The following is a 15,830-nucleotide window of genomic DNA, read 5'->3' as shown; positions in this document are numbered from 1 at the left end:
TAGGTGTGGTTTCATGAAAAGGGAGATGATAAAGGTTGGAAGGACTTAAAGTCCAGCCCTCTCAACGATTACGTCTGCAACTTCCTTTGCACTCTTGAATGGGAAATCATCTGCTGTGAGAAGTCCTCCTGCTTCACCCGCTGTTACTGATACATCTCCTGATTTGCAGGTTGTGTCTGCTCCTGCCGGGAATGCTGCAAGTAATTTTTCAGGTGTCTCAATTGGGAATGTTGCATCTGCAAGTCCACCGACGATCTGGCTGTGTATGTCATCTTTTACGCTCATTTTATTTCTCCATTTTTATTTTATTTCGTTTTTCAGATTTGTTCTCTGGTCAGTTGCTGATGCTTAACTCCGGAGTGTGTTTCAGCAATACCTAATAGTACAGTTTCTGATATATACTTAATCGGCACTGTACTATACCTTGTATAGTTGAGTATACTTGAATGACCTAATTGTATTATGCACAAACCTATATATCCGATCAGAACTAACTTCGTTCTATGGCCCAGGAAAATGACTTCAACTTAGACCTTTCTGATATCAAGCACATGCTTTCCGATATTCAGAGTGACATACGTTCTTTCATGGATTCATCAAATCATCAGCATCTCGATATGATGGTAAGTAATGTGAAAAACGATTACTCTGGGGTAATTGTTCGTCATTTAATGGAAGATGCCGGAAAAGGTCTTGAAAAAAATATGGTCAAAAAATGTGAGATGAGAAATGAATGCAAAGGTCTGATCTCCAATATTCTGGAAAAGAATGCAGGTCTTATCAGGGGTGGTAATGTAAATGAAGCTGCAATAGAGGAAAATCGCCTTGAAATAAAACAGCTCCGCACAAAGGTGCCTTACGATAAATGTGATATCTGTTTTGCAGAAGCATCTGACATTCTCTCAAGACAGGTAACTCTCATGCGTTCCATGCGTATCTATGAGACCAATAAGGATAAACGCCAGGATCTTAGCCAGCTTCCTCCTGAAGAGGTTGTCACTGATATACTTGAACCCCTCTGTCATCAGAAGCGATTTGAGATTCTTAAGGCAATTTCCGCTGAAACTAAGAGTTTTTCTGCTCTTTCAAGTCTAACTGGTCTTAGGGGTGGAAATCTCTTGTTCCATCTTCAAAAACTTGTTGAAAAGGGTATGATAATACAAAGGCACGAAAGAGGTGACTACATGATAACCGCAAAAGGCTTCAAGGTCATGGAAGGTGTCAGCAGCATATATTCTGCCCTTGAACCTGAGTCCGAAAAACAGGCTAATGATTCAGAATAGATCAAATTAATTATTTTCCTCTTTTCTTTTTTGATATTGATAGGGCAATTGCAGTTACAGAGATTATAAAGAGTGATATTACAAATCCAACACTTGGTACTGTCTTTTCTTTTTGCTTTTCATTCACTGCAATTTCTGTTTCTTCAATACCAATATCAGTACTTTCTTCTCCTGTTATTGAGCGAAGCAGGATCTCTGCTTTTTCCAGATATTCTCTGGTTCTTTTTTCATTATGCATTCCAAGACTGCCATCAGCTTTTACAAACTCAATATAGGAAACCGCTTCATTATAGTCTGCCATTAGTTTATCCTGACTTTCATTGAAGTCTGACAAAAACAGGGCATGACTGGCGTTTTTCTGTAATATTTCAAGTTCATGAAGTTTACTTGCGGTTATTTCCTGTCTGCTAGATGTTATATTAGAAAGAGAAACTTCATGACAGTCGTTACAATCACCACTTTCAGGTATCTTATCATGTCCTGTTACATGACATTTCTTGCATATGTTTCCGGAATAAGGATCAGAAAGTAACACCGGATCAAAGTTGAATGAATGACCTGTGACCAATTTCTTCTCTCCGGTTTTATCGGTTATTGTTGCCATATGACAGTCCACACATTTCAGGTTCACTGCATGTACATCATTTGTAAAGATGGACCCGTTGTACATTTCCCACTGAGGCCCACCGTAAAATTCTGAATTGTTGTCTTTATATGTTTCCTTTGAAAGCTTAGAACTATGGCAGCTTTCACAAAGTTCCTGGGTTTCCATTCTAAGTTTTGCACTATGTGGTTCATGGCACATTACGCAGGTGATCCTGGATTCATAACTATTATTCTGCATGTAAGTTTCAGTTTCAGCGGGCTCTGAGTGGCTTTTCATTGAAACAGGATCATAGTCGCTATTGTTGTATTCGTTCCACTCTTCATAGATGATATGGTGAGGTTTTGTATGGCAATCTTCACAAATCTCTGCCGACAGATCAAGTGGTGGAACTGCTTCAGAAGGGGTTACGATATGGGTTGTGAATCCCTCAGCAGGAGGTCTGTGACATATTTCACATTCAGGCGATTCAGCCGAGACTTCTCCATACATTATGCTGTAAAGTCGCGGGGTATTTCCGAAATGGCAAAAAATACAGGCCTCAGGCCCTGGTTTGCCGGAAATGATTCCATCATTGTCGTAATGGACCGATGAGCTCCATGCTTCATATTCGTCCATGTGGCACTTTTTACAATCTTCAGTGGATACTGCATTTGCAATGTTTACAAGTATTGCCATCAGCAATATTACAATGGCAAAAGCTCTTGTTATTTCCATGATCTAACCCTATTTCCGATTAAAAGATGGATATGCCATGTATTTAGTTATTTGTATGGTAATGAAAGGTTTATTTTCTGATGTTCAGGGTTCAAAGTGCAGATTGTAAATCTAAAAAAAGATAGATATGTATATCAGTTTGAGGCAGAGTAAATTCTCTACCTCATGGTCTGATTTTAAATAAATATTTTAGTATCTCTTTGGTCTGTGCTTCTGGAAGCATTCTCTGCAGTAAACAGGTCTGTCTTCTGCTGGCTTGAATGGGACTTCTGTCTCCTGTCCACAGTCTGAGCAGGTTGCCTTGTGCAATTCTCTTGGGCCGTTGTTCTGTCTGAAGTTTCCTCCTCTGCCACCACTATTGCCACTGCGGTTTCCGCCGCCTCTTGGGCCACCTTTTCTGAATCCTCCATTATCACTTCTGCCATTTCCGTCTCTTGAACCGCCTCTGAAACCACTGCTTCTGTCGTCTCTCATATTTATTTTCCTTTGTTGTTTATTTGATCAGTTATCTTCGGGTCAAGATCATTCGCACGATTCGTTCAATTTTGATTCTTATCAAGTCTACAATTATTGCAGCTGAACATAGTCACAACTACTGGATACTGATGATTGTATGATGCCTGGTGGGCATTTTGTTGTGATGCTATAGCAGTTTTCATTGAGACGGGAACCTCTCTCCCGCAATCTATACGACGCTCTCTTGTTAACGATTAACTTAAAAGAAGTAGCCAATGGAATAGTCCCTTTCTTAACCCACAAGTAAGTTAACTGTCTATATTGTGATAAGCCGGATAAATATAAAAAGCTATGTCTGAAGAGTTTGCAGTTCTGAAATTGAAATTGCATCTTTTAAATAATATTCAAAAATCTCCTGTGCCCATTCAAGTGCAGATGGATTAAAAGTGAGTAAATGTTTTATATCGATATTCCCACTATTATTCAAAAGGCGAAGTAGGAAACAATGGTTGTTGTGTGCAAGAACCTGAAATTGCATGTCTTTCTGATATACATATAGATTAAACAAATCTCGATTCAGTAATTTTGTAAAATGTGATGAGTGTTGATTCTGTATTCTTTTAAGGACATCTTCAGAAACAATTATACATAATCTGATGTTCTTTTTTGTCATTTCATCGAATACGCGGGGATAGTCCGGATGAAAAAAAGATGTAATTACAAAAAATGAATCAGATAGGAATGTAGTTTTTACAACGGATGAATTAAGTTGATACGAATCCGTAAGGGACAGATCTACGACTTCACATTCACCAAGTTCACCAATTCTCTCAAATAGCTCTGGAGGTATAAAGTCTGTGTTGTGTGTTCCCCAGTAATCCATATCACTGTCCAGCGCATTAATTGTTTTTAGTAGTGGCGACATGTCGTGAACGATTAGCTGGCCTATTTTTGTTAGTTCATATGTATCATCAATATGCTTGACAAGATTATATTCTTCCAGCATCTTGATCTGAGCAAGCAAAGCATTCCTTGTTGTTTTCAGGTTTTTGAGGATGAAATCTATTTCTTTAGGTCCATCCTGTAATAGCATAAGGGTGCTTTTTCTTTTTTCAGAAGAAAATATCACCTCGATTAGCTTTTTCTTCATTCTTAATGTTCAACCTACATTTTGTATTATTCAGAATTGCTCGCTTTCATATAAATATTGTAGCAAGTTGAGTCCGGAATTATATATTTTGAATATATTATGCAATCTTTCATGGACGCGGCGGGATTTGAACCCGCGGCCTTCACGTTGCGAACGTGACGATCTCCCCCTGATCTACGAGCCCAATAAAGTTACAAAATTAAGAAATTAATAAAAAAAAAGAGTTAAAAAAGAGTGGTTGAGAGATTTAAACAGGTCTTCCGACATCTGTTACGGTAACGCTCTCTACACCTTCTACTGCTGCAAAGGCTTCTTCTACAGCTTCTGTACCGCCTTCTCCGTCACCTACAATGACAACCATTACGATTGCCTTAAGTCCGAATGCAATTGGCTGTATCTCGTGTGTACCGTATTCTGCACCTTCTGGAAGTGCTGCGATAACATCGTCCTTAAGTTTATCGAGGTCTACATCCACGCCTGTTGGCATAATCTTCATTGTTGCTGCAACTTCTCCCATTTAACTCACCTTATGCTCCTGTAAAGCCGCATTTTGGGCATTCGTATGGATTGCTCTGTTGTCTGCAGCTTGTACATCTTCCAAGCTCATTACCACAAACCGGGCATGGGAAACGTACGTAACCTGTTTCCACAAGGCTCTTGTTGCATGTGGTACAATTATCAACTTTATTTGCCATTTAAAATCTCCTTACTGTGAGTAATATATGATCAATAAAATACTGAAAATCAGCATGTCAGTGATTTCAGTACATACGCAGTATATAATTTAAATATTCCCCTTGATGTGAGTGCCAACTACATTTTTTCCGATAACAGCATCAATGACCCTTTCCGGATACATTCCATTGACCACGACACAGTCCATCATATTCTCCATTAAAAAACCTGGTAGTGAACTGTCAATACAGGTAACTCCCATCCTTGAAAGCTCAAGAGCAGTCATCCATTTCTGGATGATGTCATCTGCAATCACTCCATCAACATCAGTTACTTTTACAAATCGTGATCCTGTTTCTTTTGCTATCCATGCTCCTATGGTGTCAGAAGTAATGTTCCATGAATGTGGAAGCCTGTCAGTCTCTTTTAGCATTTTGTATGGCATAAGCACAGAAACACCTGCAGGAATATCGTGTATATTTTCCACGGAGTTGATACCTGTCTTATCTATCAGGAAGTATGCATATTGTTCCATAGAAAGGATTGCCATCCAGTGAGCCGCATCGTCTCCGATGGAACATTTTTCACTGATGTTCCTGACAGAGTTGGCAAACACGCCGCCTCCGGGAACTATCAAAATAGAATTTTCATCTCCCTGTCCCAAAGTTCCAAAACGTTCCTCAAGGGCAGTAATAATAGAAGCCGAATGTTTAATCAGGCTTCCCCCCAGTTTCACCACCGTTCTCATAACAGTCTGCTCCCAATCTTTTTTCAGATAAATATGATATCTTCGATATCATCCTTATCTGTAATTCATGTACTTATTAAATGTATCTTCTCTGAGTTCTTATTCTTTTCCCGGTTGTGAGATCTCATTTTCCAATATCCTTGCAGCAGCATATGCAGGGAACACCTTAGAGATTTCATTTCCCCACTTTTCAGCAACGGAAATGCATTCAAACCCCATTCTCTTTGCTGCTTCCTTTATCATAAATTCACCCAGTCCTGCGGAAACTATCCTGTTGAGTCCATTCTTCTCCGCAACAACAGATATGGTCTCACAAAGATGGCTTATTTGTCTTTCCTTAACCTGGGCTGCAATATTGTAGATATCATCCGGTGATATCTCTGTCAGGTCTGCACAGACAACCCTTGCCAGTCTCCTCATGGTATCGGTCTTACTCTTACCAGCTCCATCTGCTGTTTCACAGGTGTATAATTCTTCGGTGATGTCTCCAAGCAGCAGGTATGCATCAGCAGTGTTTGCAAAAAGCTCTGAGGAAATATTGCAGTGACCATCTGCTACCTGAACTTTGTCCAGCAGGTAAGCAAGATTTGTCCTGAGGGTTCCTGCATAGAAAAGTTCACTTCGGACAAGCCTTGAAAAATCTGTAAGACCTGCAACATGTTTTCCATCTTTGATGGGTATTATGTCACTGGTTGTGCTTCCTACATCAACGAAAATACAGTCTCCTATCTCAGATCCTATCAGCCTTGTGGATGCAGCCCAGTTAGCTGCTGCAAGCTCACGCAGGCTTGAGTCTTCATCGTAGAAGTGTCCATTGCTGTCTATATACATGGTCTTGCAATCAAAGGCCTCATCAACAGACCTCATTATGAACTGAATTCCCTCGAGTTTGTCTTCAAAGCAATCTGCTAGCTCTCCTGTCATGACCACGCTGACCATATCCGGTTTAAGTTCGGTGGCAATGTCCTCCAGTGACTCTGGCAGGGTTGTGTCTTTCCACAGTGGAATATAATGTAGTTCAATGATCTTTCCGTCGGCAGATGCTATCTTAGTATTAGCACCACCAATATCGATCCCTATTATTCTCATATGATGTCCTCAATGTCATCTTTGGTGAAAGAACATTCCCCTGTAAGTTCAACTGAATCAGGAAGCTCTCCAAACATGTTCATAAGTAGTAAATCTCCAATCTCGCATCCAAGTGTTCTGACAAGTCCGAATATTGCAGTGGTCGGTCTTGGGTTCACATCTATTACGTATGGTTTATCTCCATATACTATATCTATTCCCACATATCCATTGCATCCAAGTGTTCCAACAGTTCTCTTTGCAGTGCTGAATACTTCTTCTTCAAACTCTGCTCTGTAGGGAACCTGGTTTCCCTTGTAATCAAAAATGGTTTCGCCATTCTCTTCCTTTATATCGATTAATTGCCTGTTAAGGCTTAAAGGAAGGGACTTCTGTCCACATATCAAACTGACGCTGAGGTGCTCTCCCTCAATGTATTCGGTTGCAATATATTCATCAAGCTGCTCGTCCATTTTGTCAGCATCTTTGAGCCTGACACCTTCGGAGGCACATCCAAACCTGGGTTTAATGACATAGTTCCCTTCGGATTTCATATCCTTGATCTCTGGAACTGCAATTGAATTTGATACAAGCACTTTTGTGCATGTCAGTTTATCTGCACACAGACGTATGGATCCTGAGGCACAACCCAGGTTAACAGTGTTCTTTTCTATTATCTCTGTGAGGTCACCCAACAGTTCGTCAGGGCCAATGACAAGGGCTGCATCACTTTCTTTTGAAACCTTCTCCAGCACATCTTCAAATGTGTTCTCGTCAGATAATACGGCATTTCCACATTTTAACTTGCTTTCCGCGGTAAGGTAGTTAACCTCATGGCCAAGACGAGTAAAACTGTCAGCAAGCGTACTTAGCATAGCTCTGCCTTCCAGCAACAATGTTCCACCAAGGCCAATTCCCATAGCGTATTCAGCAAGCAGTATTTTCATGCTGGATGCAACTGCATTTATTTGATATATCCTTTGCTATTAATATCTGCACATATATTCAGGTCTTTACAGGATACTTACACTTCTTTAGTTGCAATGGTATTTGAAGTTTCAATGACGTTAAAATTTGATATGTGGTAATAAATTTCATCGAATTTGTGTTATATACTATAACTAATATCTTGATAAGTGGAGTTGGGATTTTATCTCAATTAAGGTGCGTCGGGTTGGAGCCGGGTTTAACCGGTTTACGGCGGGGGTACAAAAAGTAGTGTCTTTCCCGATAAGATGCCACTTTCATAAAGAAAAGAGACCCGTATCGGAAGTAAGTGAGTAGAGGAGTAAGGAACCATTGTGTTTTATGGTACACTTTGAACGCAATGGTTCGCTCTTCTTGTTTAACAATATATCTTTTTGGCCCAGTGGAATTTTTCATTTGAGAAATAGTTTCTAAAAATAGTTTCTAAAAATAGTTTCCTAATGTGTCCTTTTTCTTTCATTGTTCTCATAGTTTTCAATTTGGATATTTGTCTTTACGTGAAATTATAAAGCCGTTATAATTTCCAAAAGGTCCGTAATTTAAATCTGAATTGTCTTATATATGAAGAATTCTATTTGTAAGAATGATGATCGAATGGGGCAGTTCGGTCAAAACATCCGCGGGTTGGGAAGGGGAGTTCTTCAACCATTGTGGGAGTGAACTGAAGTTTCGAAGTTCTTTGAGGCGTTGCCATTCAGACAGGAATGTTACCAAGTAACTGAATAAGAACTACGGGACACGAAAAGGTGGAGGAATCTGCCTTCTTCTGTAGCATGAAAGAAAGCAGGCATTAAAAGGACAGAATAGATTCATTCTATCCTGTCTTTCTTTCAAATGTTTAATGGTATAATCTGAGTTTACATATTAAACAATGGAGTATCAAAGATGGGGTCATTAAAAAAATGTCCGGAATGCCATGGTGAATTCCATGATAGTGTAAAAGGAATACTGGTATGCAGGTTCTGTGGCTACTGGACAAAAGAAAATACAGCACGAATGGAATCAATGATGTTATTTGAAGATACCACATTATTGTGCGAGTGGGGTTAAATAATGGAAAATGAGTTACCAAGGTCCTGTGCACGTTGCAGGAATGTATTGAAAAAACAGAAATTAGGTCTGAATGTTGTCTATTATTGTCCTCGATGTGGCAGCATTACCAGTGCTGATTTTATCTGAAAAGGTCATTGCCTGCGTGTAAGTTCATTTTTACTTTATATATTATATTTTTTTATTAATACTTTTTAAATATCCCTGATATTTTTAAACTCTTGATGGCTTCTGGTGGAAAATGTTTATACTGGCTAACTGTGTAATTTATAATTAGCAATAAGGAGGGCCATGTTATGCGACGTTCACTTACAGATGTTATCTTCATGTCGGAAAAAAGAAAAAATTTATTGTTGCTTCTTAAAAATGGTCCGCGTAAAATGGATGAGATTCTTGAGATTCTTGATGTCACCCGCCATGCAATACTCCCTCAAATAAAGATACTATCCGAAAATGGCCTTATGGTCAAGACTAAAGATATCTGCAGACTCACTGAAATTGGTGAGATTATCGTAGAGGATATGCTGCCTCTGATGGGTACAATATCAGTTCTTGAGGGGAACCATCAATACTGGACAGAACATGACATAAGTCCGGTTCCTCTTCATCTTCTCAAAAGAATAAGAGAGTTGCATAGTTGTCATATATTGGAGCCTGACCTGAATGATATGTTCGAGCTTAATAAGCAACTGGTCGAAAATGCACTTGGATCTAGTTCTATAATGGGAGCAACCTCTTTTCTCCATCCTGCTTTTCCTTCGTTTCTATTGGATCTGGTCGAAAAAGGTATCGATGTTTTGATAATTATGTCCGAACCCGCTCTAAAAAAACATATACAGGACTATCAGCATGAGCTAGAGGTCTTCCTTGGGAGTAAAAGAGGAAAACTTTTCGTATATCCTGATGACCTGAAACTTGCATCGCTCTTCATAACTGATCAGTTTCTAATGATGTGCCTTTTTGACAGGAGTGGGAATTATGACCGCAAAGACCTTGTATTCTGTAATGAGGCTGCACTGAAGTGGGGCAGTGAATTGTTCGAATACTATCTTCTGAGGTCACAACCGATAATAGAGCTATAGCCAGAATATTCAATGTAGTTGATTGTGTAGTTGCAAACCTTCAGTTAATAATATTTTGTATGCTGATGCTGCTTTCAATAATATATATTTGCCCTCTATATATTAACAATATCTATATAGTATGATTACCGATAGAAGAATGGGATGAATATGGATGTAAATACGGAAAACCCATTTGTGCAGGCACTGGTTGTATCAACCACAATGGCAGTTTTCATGATCGGTGTAGCTTTTGGACTTATGAGCATGGCTCGGGAAGGCAGCACTCCGGTCCCGATGGCTGTAATGCTTCTTATCTTTGCAGTGATATTCATAGCAGGCTCTGTATTTTTTGAATCAAGAGGTGCAGATTATATGGGCTCTCTTGTTGGTGGAGCAATCATAGGTCTGGCGGCCACTTTTTCTGCAACTGCATTTTTCAGTGGTGTCAGATTCGCTATTGGCGGTGGTATTACTGAGATAGGTTTTGATCAGGTAGTTTCAGCTCTTGCAGTCTGCATGATTGCAAGCATGCTATTGATACGTGTTCTACAGCATAGATTCAGTAATACTTTTTAGTCATGGTCGTATTCAAACAGTCTGTTTAAAATATGGATTTATCTTCTTTTTTGTACACTTCATTTCGCCAAAACAAACAGACTATGCGAAAAGTATTTATAGAACTTCAAACAATCACTAGTTCGACTACACATTACTGCGCACAAAATATGCGGAGATATTGAGAATGGCTGATGGACCAGAGAATTGTGAAGATTTAGATTCAAAAACAGTTGATGAAGGTAAAGTCGAAGAAACCCCTGCTGAAGATGAGGCTGCACAGCTTCGCGACAAGCTCCTGCGACTTACCGCGGAATTTGATAATTTCCGTAAACGAAGCGCAAGGGAGAAAGAAGAATATCGCAAGTTTGCAGTTGAGCAGATTATTATTGAACTTCTTGAAGTTTATGATAATTTTGAGCGTGCATTGGAATCTGCAAAGCAGACCGACGACATTTCATCTGTCATCACTGGTATTGAGATGGTCTTCAAACAGTTTACTGGAATACTTGAGAAAGAAGGTCTCGAAAAGATCGAGTGCAAAGGTGCTGAATTTGACCCCTACCTCCACGAAGCAATGATGCATGTGGAACATCCGGACCATGAAGAAAATACTGTGGTAGATGTTTGTAAACCGGGGTACTGCCTGCACACAAAGGTCATAAGACCTGCAATGGTGACTGTTTCGAAGAAACCTGAAGAAAAGTAAACGCAATGATTTCAGAAGATTACTAGTAATAGGTAATCTTCAATATATATAATGTTCAATAATTTACTATTATACAATAATTTAATTCATATAAAGAGGTAATAAAATGGGAAAGATATTGGGAATTGACCTGGGAACTACAAACTCCTGTATGGCTGTGATCGAAGGTGGGGAACCTACTATTGTCCCTAACGCAGAGGGAGGAAGGACGACTCCTTCAGTTGTAGGTTTCTCTAAGAAAGGTGAGAAACTGGTAGGTCAGGTTGCTAAAAGGCAACTGATCACCAACTCCGAGAATAGTGTAAGCTCAATTAAGAGACACATTGGTGAGGGTGACTATAAGGTAACCCTTAATGGAAAGGAATATTCGCCGCAGGAAGTTTCTGCAATGATCCTGCGTAAGTTGAAGGAGGATGCGGAATCCTATCTTGGTGAGACTATCACACAGGCAGTGATCACTGTTCCTGCATACTTCAATGACTCTCAGAGGCAGGCTACAAAAGATGCAGGTACAATAGCAGGTCTTGAGGTAATGAGAATTATCAACGAGCCAACTGCAGCATCACTTGCATATGGTCTTGACAAGGACGAGGAAGATCACAAGATACTCATCTATGACCTTGGAGGAGGTACTTTCGATGTATCTATCCTTGAACTTGGCGGAGGAGTATTTGAAGTTCTTTCAACTGCAGGAGACACCCACCTTGGTGGAGATGACTTTGACCAGAGAATTGTTGACTTCCTTGTTGAGGAATTCAAGAAGAACGAAGGTATCGATCTCTCAAAGGACAAGGCGGCACTCCAGCGTCTGAAGGATGCAGCTGAGAAGGCAAAGATCGAGCTTTCCGGTGTAACTTCAACCAACATCAACCTTCCATTCATCACTGCAGATGCTAATGGTCAGCCAAAACACATTGACATTGACCTTACAAGGGCACAGTTCGAGAAGATGACATCTGACCTGCTTGACAAGACTCTTGTGGCTGTCAATCAGGCAATGAAGGATGCAAAGGTATCCGCATCAGGTATCGACAGGGTACTTCTTGTAGGAGGTTCCACAAGGATGCCTGCAGTAACCGAGCTTGTAAAGAAGGCAACAGGAAAGGATCCATACAAGAACATCAATCCTGATGAAGCTGTAGCAGTTGGTGCAGCAATCCAGGCCGGTGTACTTGGTGGTGAGGTCCACGACGTACTTCTGCTTGATGTCACACCACTGACACTTGGTATAGAGACTCTTGGAGGAGTTTCAACACCGCTTATCGAAAGGAACACAACAATTCCGACCAAGAAGAGCCAGATATTCTCAACAGCAGCTGACAACCAGCCATCTGTAGAGATCCATGTACTTCAGGGTGAGAGAGGTGTTGCATCAGGTAACAAATCCCTGGGTAAGTTCACACTTGATGGTATTCCACCAGCACCAAGGGGAATCCCACAGATCGAGGTTACATTCGACATTGATGCAAATGGTATTCTTCATGTGAATGCAAAGGATAAGGGAACAGGCAAGGAACAGTCTATATCCATCCAGAAACCAGGTGGTCTTACGGATGATGAGATCGACAAGATGGTCAAGGATGCTGAGATGCATGCTGAAGAGGACAAGAAGCGCAAGGAGGAGGTTGAAGTCAAGAATACGGCAGAATCCCTTGTGAATGCTTCTGAGAAAACTCTCAAGGAAGCTGAAGAGGTTGCAACCGATGAGCAGAAGTCAAAGATCGAAGCTGCGATCAGTGATCTCAAGACTGCCCTTGAATCAGATGACATAGAGGACATCAAAGCTAAGACCGAGACTCTTCAGACAGCTGTCTACGACGTATCCGCTGCAATGTACCAGAAGGCACAGGAAGAAGCTGCAGCTGCAGCATCTGCCGCAGAAGACACAGCAAGTTCTTCAGACTCTGGTGATGACACCATTGTGGACGCGGACTATGAAGTAGTAGACGATGACAAGTAATCAAACATGGATAATGTCGGGTAAGATACTTTAATCTGAAAGTATCTTACTACTTTTAATTTTAAAATCAAACATATCAATATAATATCACAGATATAACAGGAATCATCCATGTCCACCGCACGCGATTATTACGAGATATTAGGTATATCAAAGGATGCCACTGAGTCCGAGATCAAGAAAGCTTACAGAAAGCTTGCAATGCAGTACCATCCGGACAAGAACAAGGAAGAAGGCGCTGAAGAGAAGTTCAAGGAAATATCAGAAGCTTATGCTGTACTTTCGGATGTAGAGAAGAGAGAACAGTATGACAGGTTCGGCCATGCAGGTATAGATGGTCGTTACAGTCAGGAAGATATTTTCAGAAATGCAGACTTCGGAGACTTTGCAGATCTTGGGGATATACTTGGAAACATCTTCGGTGGCGGAGGCTTTGGTGGATTCGGAGGTTTTGGCGGCTTTGGCGGAGGCCAGAGGCGACAGGGTCCAATGAGGGGCTCAGACCTGCGTTATGATCTGGGAATCACTCTTGAGCAGGCTGCTGAAGGTGTAGATACCAAAATTAATGTTCCTCGTGCAGAAAACTGTGAGTCATGTAATGGAACTGGTGCCAAGGCCGGGACAAGTCCGAAATCATGTCCTACATGCCATGGTTCCGGTCAAACGACCCAGGCACGTAAGACACCTTTCGGTACATTCATGTCAACAAGTACCTGTAATGCATGTCATGGACGAGGGGAGATCATTGATGAACCCTGCCCTGCCTGTAAAGGCACAGGTAAGATGAAGAAGGTCCGCAAGATCTCTGTTAAAGTTCCAAAGGGTGCTGACAACGGACTTCGTCTGAAGATCAGAGGAGAAGGCGAAGAAGGTAGTCCGGGTGCACCATCGGGTGACCTTTATGTTGTCATCCATGTGGAACCACATGAAAAGTTCCAGCGTGTTGGTGATGATATTGTCTATGAGCAGCCAATTTCCTTTGCAACCGCTGCGCTTGGGGGGGATGTAATGGTCCCGACACTTCACGGTAAAGTGAAAATGAATATCAAACCCGGTACGCAGACTCATTCTATATTGCGTCTGAAGGGTAAAGGTATGCCCCATCTTCATGGACACTCTCATGGCGATCAGCTTGTGAAGATTATCGTTAAAACACCTACCAAGCTTTCAAATGAGCAGAAAGATATATTCAAAAAGCTTCAGGATCTTGATGGGGGGCCTGATGTGAAGGCTACTAAAGGTGGAAAAGGTATCTTTGAGAAAGTAAAAGGTGCTTTTGAAGCAGGTGCATAGTTCCTTCTTCTTTTTTTTCGTATTTTATTTTGATCTCTTTTTTTAGGACATCTATTTATATTGCTTCACCAGTTGTGTGGGTAAGATATAATAAGAAATAAGAACATTATGCGGTTTTGTTTTCCGTATCAACAAATATCTTATTTATGACCTTTTGAAGGTATTATTATGAAGATCGTGATTATTGGTGCTGGTGAGGTTGGTTATCATATTGCTAAGGCTCTTTACCAGACGAATGATGTTGTGGTAGTTGACCAGAATGAGGAAGCATGTGCACGTGCAGACGAACTTGATGTCCACGTTATTCATGGCAATGGTGCCAACGTTTCCATTCTTCATGAAACCCTTGAAAATGCAGGTCTTCTGGTTGCTGTTACAGGTTCTGATGAGGTGAACATTGTTGCATGTATGGCCTCAAAACTTACTGTGTCTGATAGTACAAAACTGAAAACGGTTGCAAGGGTAAGTAATCCTGATTATATTGACAAACCTGTGGCTAAAAGACCTAAGATCGGAATTGATATTATGGTCTGCCCGGAGCTAACTCTTGCATCAGAAGTTGCAGAGATACTTGCTATTCCTTCCGCAATTGATGCAGAGCTTTTTGCCGATGGCAAGGTTGAGATGATGGAATTTGTGGTTCCATCTGATCATAATATTGTCGGCAAGCAGATGCAGGATCTTCATCTTGCAAATTGCTGCATAGTAAGTGCGCTTTTCAGGGATACAGAGGTTATAATCCCACATGGTGAGGATGTAATCGAAAGTAACGATCATATAGTTGTTATCGGTAAACCTGCTGCAATGAAAGAGGTCCGTGATCTTTTCGGAGAAAAGGCCGGCAAAAGAAGTAAAGTGATGATAATCGGTGGTGGAGTAGTTGGTTTCTATCTTGCTAAAATGGTAGCAAAAAGTGAATTTGACCTGAAGATCATCGAGTCCGATAAAGAAAGGTCCCTTGAAATTGCAGAAGAACTTCCTGATGTACTTGTTCTCAATGGCGACGGAACAGATATCAATCTCCTGAAGGAAGAAGATATTTCCGAGATGGATGTTGTTATATCTGTGACCAACAGTGACGAAAAGAACCTTTTGTGTGCTCTGCTTGCTAAACAGTTAGGTGTGAAAAAAGTTATTGCCAGGTCGGACCGCTCAGATTATGTTTCGCTGTTTGAAATGGTTGGTGTTGACAGTGCAGTAAGTCCAAGACAGGCAACAGTTAACGAAGTTCTGAAAATGACCTTCGGACAGGGAATTGAATCAATAACCACCATTGAAGGTGAAAAAGCCGAGATCATAGAATATACCACTTCTAAGAAGTCAAAGATAGTGGGTAAACCTCTGAAAAATGTAAAATTCCCGGCAGGTGCCATTGTCAGTATGGTTGTCCATAATGGAAATACAATTGTTCCTCGTGGGGAATATGTTATTCAGGAAGGGGATCGTGTAGTAGTTTTCAGTCTCCAGTCTGCAAATGCTGAAGTTGAAAAACTGTTCAAGTAGTTAATGAC

General features: G+C 40.7%; 18 protein-coding genes and 1 tRNA gene. 9 read left to right on the top strand and 10 right to left on the bottom strand.

Annotated features, from left to right (window positions below):
• Positions 1–45: 45 nt before the first annotated feature.
• Positions 46–285, bottom strand: a complete 240-nt coding sequence (locus BLP52_RS08025) for an MTH865 family protein (protein WP_091709949.1) — start codon at positions 283–285, stop codon at positions 46–48.
• Between the two features lie 218 nt (positions 286–503).
• Between BLP52_RS08025 and BLP52_RS08020 the strand changes: the two genes are divergently transcribed.
• Entirely contained in the window at positions 504–1,283 is a 780-nt protein-coding gene (locus BLP52_RS08020; RefSeq protein ID WP_091709948.1) for a winged helix-turn-helix domain-containing protein, read from the top strand.
• 10 nt (positions 1,284–1,293) lie between these two features.
• Here BLP52_RS08020 and BLP52_RS08015 read toward each other — a convergent pair whose 3' ends face one another.
• The 9 genes from BLP52_RS08015 to BLP52_RS07975 all read right to left on the bottom strand — a co-directional run bounded on the left by BLP52_RS08015 (position 1,294) and on the right by BLP52_RS07975 (position 7,648).
• Positions 1,294–2,604 (bottom strand): ammonia-forming cytochrome c nitrite reductase subunit c552, encoded by a 1,311-nt coding sequence (locus BLP52_RS08015; RefSeq protein WP_091709947.1) that lies wholly within the window; start codon positions 2,602–2,604, stop codon positions 1,294–1,296.
• A 189-nt stretch (positions 2,605–2,793) separates the two neighbouring features.
• Entirely contained in the window at positions 2,794–3,078 is a 285-nt protein-coding gene (locus BLP52_RS08010) for a CxxC-x17-CxxC domain-containing protein (protein ID WP_091709946.1), read from the bottom strand.
• Between the two features lie 331 nt (positions 3,079–3,409).
• Positions 3,410–4,210 (bottom strand): helix-turn-helix transcriptional regulator, encoded by an 801-nt coding sequence (locus BLP52_RS08005; RefSeq protein WP_091709945.1) that lies wholly within the window; start codon positions 4,208–4,210, stop codon positions 3,410–3,412.
• A gap of 112 nt (positions 4,211–4,322) precedes the next feature.
• Positions 4,323–4,394: transfer RNA gene (locus BLP52_RS08000), tRNA-Ala, on the bottom strand.
• A gap of 63 nt (positions 4,395–4,457) precedes the next feature.
• Positions 4,458–4,727: an elongation factor 1-beta gene (locus BLP52_RS07995; RefSeq protein WP_091709944.1), complete on the bottom strand. Its 270-nt coding sequence runs from the start codon at positions 4,725–4,727 to the stop codon at positions 4,458–4,460.
• Positions 4,728–4,737: 10 nt separating this feature from the next.
• A complete protein-coding gene (locus BLP52_RS07990; protein WP_091709943.1) occupies positions 4,738–4,905 on the bottom strand; it encodes a zinc finger domain-containing protein in 168 nt (55 codons plus the stop codon).
• Between the two features lie 89 nt (positions 4,906–4,994).
• Positions 4,995–5,633 carry an amino acid kinase family protein gene (locus tag BLP52_RS07985; RefSeq protein WP_091709942.1) on the bottom strand — a complete coding sequence of 213 codons (639 nt, stop codon included), beginning with the start codon at positions 5,631–5,633 and terminating at the stop codon, positions 4,995–4,997.
• Between the two features lie 99 nt (positions 5,634–5,732).
• A complete protein-coding gene (locus BLP52_RS07980) occupies positions 5,733–6,722 on the bottom strand; it encodes a hydantoinase/oxoprolinase family protein (RefSeq protein WP_091709941.1) in 990 nt (329 codons plus the stop codon).
• Positions 6,719–7,648, bottom strand: a complete 930-nt coding sequence (locus tag BLP52_RS07975) for an ATP-grasp domain-containing protein (protein WP_091709940.1) — start codon at positions 7,646–7,648, stop codon at positions 6,719–6,721. The genes BLP52_RS07980 and BLP52_RS07975 overlap by 4 nt, the downstream gene beginning before the upstream one ends.
• A 925-nt stretch (positions 7,649–8,573) precedes the next feature.
• Between BLP52_RS07975 and BLP52_RS14575 the strand changes: the two genes are divergently transcribed.
• The 8 genes from BLP52_RS14575 (at position 8,574) to trkA (ending at position 15,822) form a co-directional block, all read left to right on the top strand.
• Positions 8,574–8,738, top strand: coding sequence for a hypothetical protein (locus BLP52_RS14575; protein ID WP_202905744.1), 165 nt, complete (start codon positions 8,574–8,576; stop codon positions 8,736–8,738).
• A 3-nt stretch (positions 8,739–8,741) separates the two neighbouring features.
• Entirely contained in the window at positions 8,742–8,867 is a 126-nt protein-coding gene (locus BLP52_RS14365) for a zinc finger domain-containing protein (RefSeq protein WP_154717817.1), read from the top strand.
• Positions 8,868–9,034: 167 nt separating this feature from the next.
• Positions 9,035–9,820 carry a helix-turn-helix transcriptional regulator gene (locus BLP52_RS07970; protein ID WP_091709939.1) on the top strand — a complete coding sequence of 262 codons (786 nt, stop codon included), beginning with the start codon at positions 9,035–9,037 and terminating at the stop codon, positions 9,818–9,820.
• Between the two features lie 144 nt (positions 9,821–9,964).
• A complete protein-coding gene (locus BLP52_RS07965; protein WP_091709938.1) occupies positions 9,965–10,378 on the top strand; it encodes a heat-shock protein in 414 nt (137 codons plus the stop codon).
• A 166-nt stretch (positions 10,379–10,544) separates the two neighbouring features.
• On the top strand, positions 10,545–11,066 hold the full coding sequence (gene grpE, locus BLP52_RS07960) for a nucleotide exchange factor GrpE (protein ID WP_091709937.1): 522 nt from the start codon (positions 10,545–10,547) through the stop codon (positions 11,064–11,066).
• A gap of 106 nt (positions 11,067–11,172) precedes the next feature.
• Entirely contained in the window at positions 11,173–13,026 is a 1,854-nt protein-coding gene (gene dnaK, locus BLP52_RS07955; protein WP_091709936.1) for a molecular chaperone DnaK, read from the top strand.
• A gap of 111 nt (positions 13,027–13,137) precedes the next feature.
• Positions 13,138–14,319: a molecular chaperone DnaJ gene (gene dnaJ / locus BLP52_RS07950; protein WP_091709935.1), complete on the top strand. Its 1,182-nt coding sequence runs from the start codon at positions 13,138–13,140 to the stop codon at positions 14,317–14,319.
• Between the two features lie 168 nt (positions 14,320–14,487).
• Positions 14,488–15,822 carry a Trk system potassium transporter TrkA gene (gene trkA, locus BLP52_RS07945; protein ID WP_091709934.1) on the top strand — a complete coding sequence of 445 codons (1,335 nt, stop codon included), beginning with the start codon at positions 14,488–14,490 and terminating at the stop codon, positions 15,820–15,822.
• The last annotated feature ends 8 nt before the right edge of the window (positions 15,823–15,830 follow it).

It is taken from the genome of Methanolobus vulcani, from assembly GCF_900100715.1.
Classification (GTDB): domain Archaea; phylum Halobacteriota; class Methanosarcinia; order Methanosarcinales; family Methanosarcinaceae; genus Methanolobus; species Methanolobus vulcani.
Note: the sequence above shows the minus strand (reverse complement) of the source record. Positions and strands in the feature narration are given on the sequence as shown.